Here is a 12557-nt window from a genome sequence, read left to right on the forward strand (position 1 = left end):
CCCGGCCTTGGTCCACTGGCCGAAGCGGCGGTGCGCGGTCTGGAATGGCACCCCGAACGACGGCGGCAGATCCCGCCACGCACACCCGCTGGTCAGCACGTACACGATCGCGGTGAACACCGCACGCGCGTCCACCGGGGCAGTGCCACCGCCCTGCGGACGCGGCTCGAACACCGGGATCAACGGCTCCGCCAGCTCCCACAGCTCATCCGGCACCAACCGCAACGACAAACGATCAACCACAGCCAACATCATCGCTCAAGATCGCCAGATCACCACGTAAGACACGCTCTAAGCCTCCGCCCATGATCTGCGGGACCAGCTGCACTGGATTCGTGACGTCGTGGTGCACGCACACGACAACCACGCCGCCGCGGTTGACGCGAATGTCCGGATTTGGCGGGGCTGAGTCGTGGCGGTACTGGAACGTGGGCAGGACGGTGGCCCGAACAGTCCGGTGCGAGTCGAACTGGTGGACTTCCACGTCGTCGGGCAGCAGTTCATCGACGCGCAGAACGGCCTCGATCGCATTCGGCAGGACATGCTCGACCGCCTCGACCAGGCCGCCGGAGCGGCCGGCGCGAGCGACGGCGCTCACAAGTACCAGGACGGCTGGGCCGATGCCCTCCACTGCGTCCTGAACGACGGCTTCCGCACGGCATTCGACTTGCTCGGCGCGATCGGGAAGGGCATCGACGTAGCCGCGCTCAATCACGCGAAGGCCGATCGGAACAGTGTGCCGGGCAACTCTGGTGGACCACAGCCCTGGCCTCCCGTTGCGCCCCACGCTTGGCCCGGTAACACCGACTTCGTGACCTTGACCGGTGATTCACCGTGTGGATGCCGGACTTCCTCGAGCGGTACATACCCACTGCCGACACCGGCCGCATCGATGCCGCCGCCCAGGCGTGCCGCGACGCAGCCGCTGCCATTCGCGGTCTTGTCAGTGACCTGCACACACGGTTGCAAGGACTGGTCGGCAACAACAGCTCGGATGACCTCACCGAACTGGAGCAGTTCTGGCTGCGCGCCGCCGGTGAGCGTTCAATCCTCACCGGATTGCCTCGAACGCTGGACGACGTCGCGAACAGCCTCGTCGATTTCCGGATCTGGAACAACGACACCCAGGACGCGATCAAGGAGAAGATCAAGTCGATCATCGACGGCCTGAGCATCGTGGGCTTGGTCCTCGTGATCGGTAGCGTCCTCACCGACGGTGGGCTGGACGTGCTCATCGTGGGCGTGATCGAAGCGCTCGACTTCTTCGGTGTCGAAGCCGGAGCCACGCTGGCCATTCCCATCGCCGAGGTCGCCGCCACCGCGGAGGCCATCCTGGTCGCCGCGGGTGGAGCGGTCGCGGTCACCCAGGTGTGGTTCCGGCGATGCAGGCGGCCATGACCGGCACGCCGAACCCGGAAGTCGAAGGGGTTGACGCAGACAAGATCAGCGACGAGATCAGCGGCCACACCGAACCGTCCCGGGTTCCGGACCCGACGCGACTCCCGGCGGTAACCCGACCAATATCCCCAAGGGTGCCGACCCGGAGACGGCGCGCTCGCTGCAACGTGAGAACGAATCGGCGACGACCCTCGCGCGAGCGGGCTACGACGTCGAGCAGAACCCGGCGACGCTGCCGAATGGCAGGAATCCCGCCTACCGCATCGATGGCAAGGTGTTCGACAACTACGCGCCGTCGACCGGCCGTGCTCGCAACATCGCCGACGAAATGGCGAAGAAGGTCGCGAAGGAGCAGACGGATCGGATCGTCCTCAACCTGGCCGACAGTCCAGTGGACCTCAACGCGATGCGTGCGCAACTTCACGACTGGCCGATCAACGGCCTCAAGGAAGCCATCGCGATCGACAAACAAGGCAATATACTCCACCTTTACCCGTGATTCACTACGCGAGGACACTACTCGAATGGCCATCTCATACGACCTCGAAATGGGGACGTCATCGTCGTTGGAGCAAGTCGCACTCGCACTGCTCGACGTCGGCCGTCCGTTGGGCCTGTTCGAGGAAGCGGTCACGCCCGCGCAGTTGACCCGCGACGGAGCGGTGACCCCGCTCCGCACCTGGATTCGAGTGTACGAACGGACTCCAGCACCTTGGGCACCGGTAGTGACAGACTTCGGAATCACTCCGACGGTGGCGATCGGGTTCGGCATCCACAAACACGACAAGATTCCCGAACAACAGGACGACCTGGTCCGGCTGTCCGCTGGCCTGCTGGACAGAATCACCGGCGACGCGCTGCTGTCCGGCATGGATACGCTCTGGCTCATGCGCCGCGGCGGCGAATTGATCCTGAACGCCCGAGACGACATTTGGCCCGAGCGCCGCCTCGCCGTGGTGCATCAGCCCTACCGACGTGAAGCCCTGGCCTTCTCCGAGGAGTGACGGTCGATCAGATCGTCTTGGCGGTCGTCACCCTCCGGCGTGCTCGAGCGCGTGCCGAGGCCGACGTTCCGCGTGGAACGCTTGCAGTGAATCGTGAGCTGCACGGCGCACCTCGGCGTTGAGCTGCTCGTCATGGAGCGTCTCGAAGGACATGAAGGCGCCGAGCCGCAACAAGCGCTTCAGGAAGTCCTTGAGCAGATCGGTTTCGTTCAGTCCGCCGGTGTCGATCTCGTGCCAGACATGCAGGATCGAGCGAACCAATTGGGGACTGCCGCCCAGCGCCCGCCGACGTGCGTAGATCTGGTCGAATGCACCTTCGCCCAGGATGTTCAACGCGGCGTAGGGATCGGGGCTGTCGGTGTCGTGGACCAGGTGGGCTCGCCACCAGAGACGACCGAACACGTGCCGGGTCAGGTCCTTGGCGAGAAAGCGTTCGTCGGTCCGCTTTTCGAATCGCCAGAACGAGACATCCGGCAGCACGACGAGCGCCACGAACACCCAGATGTCACGGGCCGCAGCTTCCGCAGGAGCCAACCCGGCCGTCCGGTGGAGCAGCTCGGCGACGTTCCGATCGAAGTCGTTCTTTGTGGCGGGTGTCGACCGGTTCGGAAAGCCGGCCTTACGAGCCGCCGCGACGACCGCCTGACGCAGCTGAGCGAGGTCCTTCTCCCGGACTCGATCACCGCCCGTGGCGGCGTAAACGGCAGAGTCGTGGCGCAGCGCCGTGCGCGGCTCGAGCTCTTCGATGGTCAGCGACTTGTACTCTTCGTACAGCTTGTGAGCCTGCCGAGGCAGCAGACGCGGGAACAAGACGCTCATCAGGACTCCTCGAAGATCCGAACAGCGTGCTGCAGCTCGGTGGCGAACGCGGTCGGCGACTGCCCTTGCCGTCTGCGCAAGTGGGTGAGGCTCTGTTCCGGGAAGAACCTTCCGATCAGCGCTTGCAGCGTGCTGCCGATCGTTTCGTCGCCGTAGTCGACTTCGAGGTCGAAGTCCTGGTCTTGCAGGGCGTACTCCACCAAGGTGCGCGCGACGTCCGCGTGCACTGTGGACAACACCACGCGGTCGACGGGGCGTGGCTTGGCCGCGTTGCGCATGGCGTCGACCAGCACCCTTTTGCGCTCGTTCACCAACAGGAGCAACGCACCCATCGTGGCCGTCTCGAGGTCGCCGCCGATTTCCACGTGCCAGCCGGCGTCTTCGGGATATTGGGTCTTGGCGAAGTCGACGACGGCGATCGGGAAAAGCGGTGCGTCGCCCTGGAGCCGGGTCTCGTGCTTGCTGGTCCACAGGATCGACCCGGCCCGGCGGGGCGACGCCAAGTCGCCGCCCTGGGTGAACTCGGCGAGCACCAACGTCGTCTCCAAGCCCAACACGCCACCCAGTTGTTCCCCGGGCAACACCGCGGCCAGGTCGACGTGCGCGACACCTGTCTCGGGCAGAGGAACGCGATGGGCTGCGGCCTTCAGACCCGAGCCGGACGCGGTCCAGATCATGGCGAGTGTCAACTTCGCGGCCGCAGGCAGTCCGGTGGCCTGCCGAACGAGATCGACATCGACGGTCACTGGTTGGCGCAGAGAAAGGTCCATGCGGTAGTCCCAGTCGCTCAGGGCGTCCGGCAGCTCACCGGGGACATCATCGATGAGCCACTGCCATGGTCCGGCCACCACCGATTCTGCCGGGGCCATCCGGTACGGAGGTGCTTGCATGCTCATCGCAACGCCTCCTCACGCTGGGCGTGCACCGCGATCTCGGTTGTAGTGTCGGGTGCGGGACGGATCAGGACTCGCCAGATGTCTTCGCCGCCTTCGAGGGTCTGCGTCGGATCGGTGTGCAGCGCGCCGTCGGGGCCTTCCCACCCGAAGATCCGTGGTTCGTCGGCTCCCCGCGGGGGATCCGTCTCCCTGCTGCTCGTGCCGGCCAACGCAACGCCGAGATCGGCGCTGCAGCGGTGCACGCCGAGCGCGGAGACTCGGAACGCCTGTACCAGCAGAACCTGTCCGGCGCGGACTTCGTAGTACGGCGCTTCCAGGTACTCGACCCGCGGTGGGCGTCCGCTCGAACGGCCGGTTTCCGGGCTGGTTTCCCCCTTCGGCGGGGAGCCGGTGCCATTGCCGCCCGAATCGTAGAGGTCCCCGGAGAGGTGGACTGTCCCCGCCGGCGGTGTCGGTTTCACCGGTTTGAAGGCTCGTCGGTAGTCGGAGGCTCCACCGATACCCCAGGCACCCGCGACGAGATCGGAGAACGAGCGGCTCGCGGCACCCAGGGAAATCTCCGACGAACTCGTGCGGACACGGCCGTCGATCTCGATGAGGCCTTCGATCGACTCCTTGATCCGGGTGAAGGCCATCCGGACGAGCCGTTTCTGGTGGCCTTCGAGCGATTGCCAGTTCCACGCGTCGTGCGTGGGCGGCTCGGACGACGCGAACGTACTGTCGAGCTCGACGTCTGCGCGGAAAACCCCGGCATAGGACACGTACTCGGCGGCCGGCTTGGGGCCGGCGTGGTAGGTGACCACGAGTTCCGCTGTCCGCATGAGACAGACGTGGTGAACGGTGCTGCCGATGCCGGCCGTTTCGGCCGCGGGGGTCTCGGTGAACGGTGGAAGGAAGCGCTTCTCGAGGCCCAGTATTCCGAGCTTCGTCCTGGGGTGCCCGTTGTACCAGAGCTCTTTGCCGTCCTCGTTCGACCGCATCGCTTCGTGCGCGGTGACGAACATGTCCAGCGGGGTCGTCTCACGAGGGTCCGGGATGGGAACTGTGATCCCGTCGCACTGCACGGAGAACCGCATCGGAGGAATGCCGTCGGCAGGGTCGGCCAGCATCTTCGGCCAGAGGTTCCACGCGATCGTCTCCGCCAGGTAAGTCCCGGCGTGCTCGATCTCTCGTTCGCCGAGATCGGGATCGATTACGACGACCGTGGTGCCGGTCTCCTCAGGGCCGAAGCCGCGCAGGCCCAGTCGCTCCGCAGTGGCGTCGGCCTCATCGCCGATCAGCGGTTCGACCACACCGTCCGAGGAATGGGTGCCCCACCAGTGCCGTCCGGTGTACCGGTGGCCGGAGAGGCCTTCGCCTTCGGCGTAGCTCTTCCAGAGTGCGCAGCCCATCAGTCGGGTCTCGAACCCGTCGTCGACTCGACATCGCGTGTGCACCAGCACGGTCCCGGGCCTGCTCAGCAGGTAGAAGATGCCCTTGCCGAAGCCGTAGGTGCCGCCGCCGAGTTCCGTGTCCCTCGGTTCGCCGATGTTCCTGATGAAGGACACGAAGTCATGGTTTTCGACCACCGCGTTGTCCGCGCGGGTAGGTCCACCCAGGCCGGTCGTTCCACGGTCCGAAATCGTCAGGACGCGGATGACCGGACTCGAGATCGACTGCCGCAGGGGCAGGTGCTCGTGAGCGGGGACGTTGCGGACGAGCAGCTCCCGCCACGCCGGCGCGTGCGCCGGGCTGACGACTCGAAGATCGAGGTGGTAGTCGACCGGCGTCTCGCCGGTCCGCGCATCCCAGCTGTTCTGGGCGGACTCGCGGACAAGGATCGTCAGCAGATCCAGCTCGGGCCTGCCGAGTTGGTTCCGGATCCCCTCTGCTGCACTCGCCCCTTCGGGCGGGAACATCTGTGAGTGCCAGGCCGCTGTGGTCACTTGTTCTCCTGGATTATCCGGGCAGTTCGAGCACGGATTTCGTGCGCGTCGACGACCTGTGGTTGCTGCTGGTCCAGGTCGACCGTGTAGACGAGATCGGATACCCCGGGAACGACTGATGAAGGAGTGATGCGGGGGAAGTCGTCATCCACCTCGTACCACCGTTGCTCGCGAAGCGCGAAGCGCACGTCTTGGTACAGGTCCGCATCAGCCGGTCGATACCCGGCTTCGGCGAGCTTGAAGAGCAGCTTGGTGTCGTCGTCGCCGGTGCGGCGCGCACGATCGACGAGCTCGGCGATCGTGTTTCCCTGCTCGGCCACCCGCTCCACGCGGACCCACACCAGGTCGAGCGTTCCGTGGGGCGGCGGCTGGAGCTGCTCGACGCCGTGGATACGGACCTTTCGCCCAGTTGTGGCTGTGGAGGTCTTCACCTCGATACCCCGCGTGCCGACGGTGAAGTCGTGACGGTTTCCGGAGGGTCCCGTCCAGAAGTCGACAGCCGTGCTCTCACCCGCGAGCAGTTCGTTCAGCACCACCAGCTCACCGAACAGGCCCGCCAACCGATCGGCACTCAGCGGTGCCGGTGAATGCTGGAACAACGCACGCCACCGGCCCAGAACCGTGTACAGCGATTTCAGTGGCCGGTCCGGTGCTTCTTCGACGGAGGTCAGGACGTCGGCGACGAGTCCGGTGAAGACCTCGTCGAGATCCCTGCGGAGACAACCCAGGTCGGCGTACCGCTCGTAGGCGTGCTCATTCTCGAGCGGACGCTCGCGGACGGTCAACGCCGCGCCACCGCGGTCGAGGCGGACGTGTTGGTGGGCACTCAGCGGAACGAGCAGGTGGCGATTTCCGGCGTGGTCCACCGCCGCCAGCACGGGGCCGAGTGAGGTCGTCACCGGGAGCTCCGACGTGCGTACGTGCTCCGGTCCTGACGTGTGTTGTTCCTCCAGGCGATCCCAATGGTCATCGACGACTTCACGCAGAGGCACGGCCATCAGTCGTCCACCGCGTCGAGCGCACTCAGGTCCTCGTCCTCGATACGGACCTTGGCCAGGTTCGTGGCCACGTACTGCCACTCGACAGTCGAATCGACCGATGACGGCGGCGGGAATACCAGACCTACACCGATGACGTCTTCCGCGGCATTCAGCGGGCGACGTTTGCCCTCTCGGTAGGCCTCGGGCTTCGAGTCCTTGTCGATCGCGTAGAGCGCCAGGAGAGCGGTATTCGGGCTCTGCTGCAGTCGCAGTCCCTTGATCTTCTCTTCGGTCAGCTCGCCCTGCACCGACGAAGTGTCGAGGTCGATGGCCGCGTCGCGGCGGCTCATCAGGGTCTTGATGTCGACGAAGTCGGTCGTGTCACCGTCGAGAGCGGAACGAGTGACCATACGGACCGTGAACCCCTCGGCGAAGGGGAACTCCTTGGGAGTCTCCTTGCCCGCGGATCCGCCGATGATGGCAACGTTCCAACGCAGCAGCGCGCCCGACTTGGCGATGCGCCTGGCGATGTAGTCGGTCAGCAGCTTGGAGTCGCACTCCTGCGACTTCTCGTGGAACCGGTACTCGCGTAGGAAATTCGTGACGAGCTCATGTGGAACGCCGCGGATCAGCTTGTTGCCGTCCTTGCGGTCATGGTCCGGCCTGTCCTTGAGCGCGGCCGTCGCGACGAGCTTGCGAGCTGCGGCCTGGTTGTCGGCCAGCCAGTCGTGGTCGGTGCGGAAGTAGCGCGTCTGCACGCGCTGGCCGCCGTACGCCGACGCCGAGGGGACGGCGTTGGTCATCTTGGCGGCCGCCGTCACGCGTAGCGCCGGATGCGTGCGCAGCCGTACGGCGAAGGTCCTCGGGGTCTTGTCCTCGACCATGTACACGTCGATGTCGCGGCGCATTTCGCTTTCGACCGTCGCGATGTGGCGGAACCAGTCGCGGAGTTCGTCGGTCATCCAGATGCGGGGCAGATCGGCGTAGCCGTTGCGGAAGCCGAACCACCGGCCCATCTGCAGCAGCGTGTCGTACGCGGACACGGATCGCACGAAGTAGCTCACGGCCAGGCCTTCGAGCGTCAGGCCGCGGGAGAGGGTGTTGCCACCGACCGCGATGGCGACGACCGGACCGTTCTCGTAGTCGAGACGATCCTTGCTGCCGGAGTTGTCCATGATGATCCGGCAATCGTGCAGAACCCCGGGAAGCAGCGGCGCCAAGTCGTCGAAAGTCACCCTCTGCTCGCGGAACAGGTCCGCGGGCACGCGTGCTGCCTCCCTGTCCCAAAGCTCGCGAAGCTCGGCCAAGAGTTCGGTGTCGCCCGCCCGCAGCCGGTCCTCGCTCTCGTTGCGGAGTTTGGTCAGGGGCTGCTTGAAACTGTTGTGAACGGCGGTGTTGACGCTGGTGTGCACCAGCATCGTCGAGTGTGGATTGCCTGTCTTGCGTACTCGACGCGCGGCGGTGCTGAGCCAGAAGTACCGGATCGCTGTACGGAGTGTGTCCGGCAGCACCGGGTGGAAGCCGTCGGTGTCGGCGCGTGAACTCGGGCGTACGAGGTCGACTTCGAATTCGGGGACCTGCCGGATCATGTCGTAGCCGTCGAAGACGTCTTCAGGGTCTTCGCCGTCCATGACGTCGCGACCGAACAAGACCTCGGTCCCGAAATGGCCCTCCGGCTTGGGCAGGTTGACGATGAAGTGCTCGGGGTACAGATCCTTGACCGAAGGGTCGATCAGCAGGTTCGCGAACGGGGTCGCCGTGTAGCCCACGTAGGCCGACTTCGGCAGGCGACCGAGGATCTCGATGATCAAGGGATTGATGGTTTCGGTGGCGACCGTCGCCTGGTCGGCTTCGTCGTCGATGATCAAGGCCGGGCAGTCCGCCAGGTACTCCGAAGCCGTCTCGAGCCAGGCCGAGAACTTCTCGAGAACGCGCGGGTTCTTCTTGATCACGCACAGGACGTGCTGCTTGTTGTTCTTGGCCAGGTACGCGGCCGCATTGGCAGGCGGCGTGAAGTCCTTGTCGGGGTCGGTGAGCTGCAGCCAGCGCGACGGGTTCGGTTTGACCAGCTGGTCGACGAGGCGAAGCTGCGTTTGCCTGCGCAGGCCGTTGTGGATACCGGCCAGCACGATGAAGAGCTTGTAGCCGCGATCGGCCGCTTTCGCCGTCACGGCGGTGAAGTTCGTCGTCTTGCCGGACTGGACGTAGCCGACGACCAACCCCTTCGTTGAGAATTGGGTCACCCGCGGGTGGCTCAGCAGCGAAACGACCTTGGTCGATGCGCCGTCGAGGTCGTCGAGGCTCTGCTCCGACCACCCCGACTTCCGCAGCAGCTCTTCCAGCGCCGGCCAGTACTTGTCACGTGGCCGCGGGCCGGTGTACCAGGTGTAACGGTTGTCGAGGATGACGCTGCGCGGTTCCTCACGTTCCCGAATCCGAATGGTTTCGCGCTCGTGCCGCTCCGCGATTCGCTGGAGAAGTTCGTCCTCTGCGCCGAAGAGTTCCATCTTCTTGATGGCGGTTTCCGGGGTTCCGGTATCCACCAAGTCAAGGAACGCGGCGTACTGCTGGTCGAACTTGTCGGTCACCGATCCTCCAACTCCGTCCGGGCGCATCGACGGGACGAACGACGCCGACCCGCCCCACGGTAGGTGCTGCCGGCCTCACCGCCAGGTGCCTCGAACGGGTGACCCTGATCGGCGCCTTGACGCAACCCCTCCGTGATCGATCACGTCGCACGGACGGCCGCTTCCGTTACTCCGTGTGGTCACGAATGCGTCACACGCTGGGCGAGCAGGTCGCCGGCGTGTCGAATTCATGGCTCGTTCGGACTGTCGTACCCGACTTATAGACTCCCGTCCCATGACCGACGGACAGTTGGCCTTGCCGCTATCGGCGCAGGTCGAGATGGTGGACCTCTTCGCCGGTCCGGGCGGGCTCGACGTCGCCGCCCACTGGCTGGGCGTGTCCGTTGTCGGCATCGAATGGGACGACGATGCCTGCATCACTCGTGAGCGAGCCGAACTGCACACCAAGCACGGAGATGTGCGACTTTCCAAGCCTGCCAACTATCCAAAGGCTCGTATCTTGACCGGAGGTCCTCCCTGCCAGACGTACACCGTCGCCGGGCAGGGGGCCGGGAGGCGAGCTCTGGAGCGGCTGCTTTCCTTCGTTCGTGCCGTCGGCGACACCCACGGCGTCAGTGAGAGGGACCTTGCGGAGCTGGAGCTGGACGACGAACGAACCGGCTTGGTGCTGGAGCCCCTGCGGTGGGCGCTGGACGCGGGCGATCCGTATGAAGCGATCGTTCTCGAACAGGTCCCTGCTGTGCTGCCGGTGTGGCAGGCGTATGCGCAGGTGCTCGAAGGGCGGGGGTACAGCGTCGACTGTGGAATTCTCCACACCGAGGAGTTCGGAGTTCCGCAAACACGCCGTCGGGCGATTTTGATCGCTCGACGTGAGGGGGAAGCGAAGCTGCCGAAGCCCACGCATCGGCGGTATCGCAAAGGGGCGGCCCGCGGGGAAGGGGATCCCCGGTTGCTTCCGTGGAAGACGATGGGGGAAGCGCTCGGCTGGTCGGAGCAGTTCACCGTGCGGTCCAACTACGGCACCGGTGGTGACCCGAAGGCGCGTGGCGAACGGCTGTCGAGTGAACCGGCATTCACTGTCACCGGCAAGGTCTCCCGCAACCGTCTGATCCATGAGCGACCGAAGGGGCGGCCTGACCGCTTCACTGACCACGAAGCAGGCAGGTTGCAAACCTTCCCGCCTGATTACCCCTGGGCCGGGCGCGCCATCGCCCAGCAGATCGGGAATGCGATCCCGCCGCGGCTGGCTGCCCACGTCCTGGCCGCGGCCATGGGCAAGGAGCTCGATACCGCGGCGCTGGACCGATGCGTCAAGCGAAGCTGGAAGGAAACCCGCAACGGGGTCGACGGGCTACTGAAGGACGCCTGACACCCGGCGGCGTTCCCGGACCGCCGTGATGACGCGGTCGGTAGCGACCTCGACAGACTCGTGTTCCCAGATCCGGACGGCGAGCCACCCGGCGTCATTGAGTCGGGTGTCGGTGTTGGCGTCCCGCCTGCGGTTCGTCTCGATCTTCTCGCGCCAGAATTCCGCGTTGTTCTTCGGCCACGTCGCATGCTCCGGACACCCGTGCCAGAAGCATCCGTCCACGAAGACCGCCACGCGGGCGGGGGCGAACACGAGGTCTGCCTCGCGGCGTACGCCTTTGACCGGTCGGCGGTGCACACGGTAGCGGAAGCCTGCGCTGTGCAGCGCCTTGCGCAGCGCCATCTCGATCCCGGTGTTCCGGGACTTCTGCTTGCTCATCCGGATGCGCACGGCGGAAGTGGTCTTCAAACGCTCCACGCGCACATTCTGGCAAGGTTTCGTGCCCCCGGCCGATCGTGGCTAGTTCTCCACGACCCGACCCTCGATGACCGTCGGCTGCTCCCGTCGCCGGGGCTCCTCGGAAGACACGACCTCGCTGTCCACCACCATCACCGGCCCGCGCCGGCGGTTCGCAAACCGCACGGCCCGCTTCTCCATCCGCTTCAACCACAACCGACGAGCCACCGCCCGCGACGGCGGCAGGATCAGCAGCAACCCGAGCACGTCGCTCACGAAGCCGGGCACCAGGATCAGCACTCCACCCAGCCCGACCAGCATCCCGTCGGTGAGTTCCTTCTCCGCCGGTCGTCCTGAGCGGGCCGCCGAGGTGAATGCCCGCATCGCCTTGCCGCCCTCGCGGCGGGCCAGCCAGGAGCCCAGGAACGCGCCCGCCAGGAGGAGGCCCAGTGTGCCGAGCACGCCGACGGCCGAACCCACCGCCCAGATCGCGGCGATCTCGGCGATGACGTAAAGCAGGAACGCGACAGCCATACCCGCATAACGAACGACCTGTCCGATTTGCTCCCGGCGCCGCCTGATCAGCGCAGCAACGCCGCGACCATCGACCGCAGGCCGTCCGACAGGCGGTGCGTCTCGCCCGTCCGCAAAAACCGCCGCATCAGGTCGCTGTGCAACGAGCCCAGCAGCAGGTGCGCCGTCAAGTCGGCGTCGAGCGCAGGTGCCGCCGAAGCGATCAACCCCGACACGTGCGCGTGCCACGACAGGTAGATCGGGTTGTTCAGGCGGTCCGTCGAGGCCTGCTCGAACGCCGCCATCACCTTCACGTTGCGGGTCGCCAGCTCGACCACCGCGTCGAAGAACGCCGCCAGCCGCTCCGGCGCCGGTGCGCCCGGCCCCAGCGGGGGTGGGCCCGACTCCACAGCCGCCGACAACTCCTCGACCCGCGACTCCACCAGTGCGCGCATCAGGCCTTCGCGGTTGCCGAAGCGGTGGAACACCGTGCCCTTGCCGACGCCGGCCGCGGCTGCGACGCGGTCCATCGACACCTCTGACAGGTCGTGCGACGACAGCAGCTCCTCCGTCGCGCGCAGGATCGCCCGGCGGTTGCGGGCCGCGTCGGCGCGCTCCATAAGACTCCCTCGACAAGTTGACCGTCGGTCCATATAGTAGGCGACCGTA

At 65.9% G+C, this 12557-nt stretch carries 14 protein-coding genes; 4 read left to right on the forward strand and 10 right to left on the reverse strand.

Annotation, left to right across the window (positions count from 1 at the left end; translation table 11 throughout):
- On the reverse strand, positions 1–243 hold a 243-nt coding region (locus AB0F15_RS19305; protein ID WP_360271695.1), incomplete at its 3' end, for a transposase.
- Positions 236–715 carry a hypothetical protein gene (locus AB0F15_RS19310; protein ID WP_360271698.1) on the reverse strand — a complete coding sequence of 160 codons (480 nt, stop codon included), beginning with the start codon at positions 713–715 and terminating at the stop codon, positions 236–238. The genes AB0F15_RS19305 and AB0F15_RS19310, both read right to left, overlap by 8 nt.
- Positions 716–840: 125 nt before the next feature.
- Here AB0F15_RS19310 and AB0F15_RS19315 point away from each other — a divergent pair, with 125 nt between their 5' ends.
- The 3 genes from AB0F15_RS19315 to AB0F15_RS19325 all read left to right on the forward strand — a co-directional run bounded on the left by AB0F15_RS19315 (position 841) and on the right by AB0F15_RS19325 (position 2402).
- Positions 841–1398, forward strand: a complete 558-nt coding sequence (locus tag AB0F15_RS19315; RefSeq protein ID WP_360271701.1) for a hypothetical protein — start codon at positions 841–843, stop codon at positions 1396–1398.
- Positions 1399–1630: 232 nt separating this feature from the next.
- A complete protein-coding gene (locus AB0F15_RS19320; RefSeq protein WP_360272004.1) occupies positions 1631–1897 on the forward strand; it encodes a hypothetical protein in 267 nt (88 codons plus the stop codon).
- A gap of 25 nt (positions 1898–1922) precedes the next feature.
- A complete protein-coding gene (locus AB0F15_RS19325) occupies positions 1923–2402 on the forward strand; it encodes a SitI3 family protein (RefSeq protein ID WP_360271703.1) in 480 nt (159 codons plus the stop codon).
- Positions 2403–2429: 27 nt separating this feature from the next.
- Here AB0F15_RS19325 and AB0F15_RS19330 read toward each other — a convergent pair whose 3' ends face one another.
- The 5 genes from AB0F15_RS19330 to AB0F15_RS19350 are packed head-to-tail and all read right to left on the reverse strand — an operon-like array spanning position 2430 to position 9610.
- Positions 2430–3221, reverse strand: a complete 792-nt coding sequence (locus AB0F15_RS19330) for a DUF6339 family protein (RefSeq protein ID WP_360271706.1) — start codon at positions 3219–3221, stop codon at positions 2430–2432.
- Positions 3221–4117 (reverse strand): hypothetical protein, encoded by an 897-nt coding sequence (locus AB0F15_RS19335; protein ID WP_360271709.1) that lies wholly within the window; start codon positions 4115–4117, stop codon positions 3221–3223. The genes AB0F15_RS19330 and AB0F15_RS19335 overlap by 1 nt, the downstream gene beginning before the upstream one ends.
- Positions 4114–6042 (reverse strand): hypothetical protein, encoded by a 1929-nt coding sequence (locus AB0F15_RS19340; protein ID WP_360271711.1) that lies wholly within the window; start codon positions 6040–6042, stop codon positions 4114–4116. Before AB0F15_RS19340 ends, AB0F15_RS19335 begins: the two co-directional genes overlap by 4 nt.
- On the reverse strand, positions 6039–7040 hold the full coding sequence (locus tag AB0F15_RS19345) for a PD-(D/E)XK motif protein (protein ID WP_360271714.1): 1002 nt from the start codon (positions 7038–7040) through the stop codon (positions 6039–6041). Before AB0F15_RS19345 ends, AB0F15_RS19340 begins: the two co-directional genes overlap by 4 nt.
- Positions 7040–9610, reverse strand: coding sequence for a Z1 domain-containing protein (locus tag AB0F15_RS19350; protein ID WP_360271716.1), 2571 nt, complete (start codon positions 9608–9610; stop codon positions 7040–7042). Before AB0F15_RS19350 ends, AB0F15_RS19345 begins: the two co-directional genes overlap by 1 nt.
- 274 nt (positions 9611–9884) lie before the next feature.
- Here AB0F15_RS19350 and AB0F15_RS19355 point away from each other — a divergent pair, with 274 nt between their 5' ends.
- A complete protein-coding gene (locus AB0F15_RS19355) occupies positions 9885–10979 on the forward strand; it encodes a DNA cytosine methyltransferase (protein WP_360271718.1) in 1095 nt (364 codons plus the stop codon).
- Here the strand turns inward: AB0F15_RS19355 and AB0F15_RS19360 are convergent.
- The 3 genes from AB0F15_RS19360 to AB0F15_RS19370 all read right to left on the reverse strand — a co-directional run bounded on the left by AB0F15_RS19360 (position 10962) and on the right by AB0F15_RS19370 (position 12508).
- The gene (locus AB0F15_RS19360; protein WP_360272006.1) at positions 10962–11357 is read right to left on the reverse strand and encodes a very short patch repair endonuclease; all 396 of its coding nucleotides are present in this window, start codon (positions 11355–11357) and stop codon (positions 10962–10964) included. The two genes, AB0F15_RS19355 and AB0F15_RS19360, sit on opposite strands and share 18 nt — an antisense overlap.
- An 81-nt stretch (positions 11358–11438) precedes the next feature.
- Positions 11439–11909 carry an FxsA family protein gene (locus AB0F15_RS19365; protein ID WP_360271721.1) on the reverse strand — a complete coding sequence of 157 codons (471 nt, stop codon included), beginning with the start codon at positions 11907–11909 and terminating at the stop codon, positions 11439–11441.
- 47 nt (positions 11910–11956) lie between these two features.
- Positions 11957–12508, reverse strand: a complete 552-nt coding sequence (locus tag AB0F15_RS19370) for a helix-turn-helix domain-containing protein (RefSeq protein ID WP_360271724.1) — start codon at positions 12506–12508, stop codon at positions 11957–11959.
- Positions 12509–12557: the final 49 nt, after the last annotated feature.

It is taken from the genome of Amycolatopsis sp. NPDC026612 (assembly GCF_040638285.1).
Lineage (GTDB): Bacteria > Actinomycetota > Actinomycetes > Mycobacteriales > Pseudonocardiaceae > Amycolatopsis.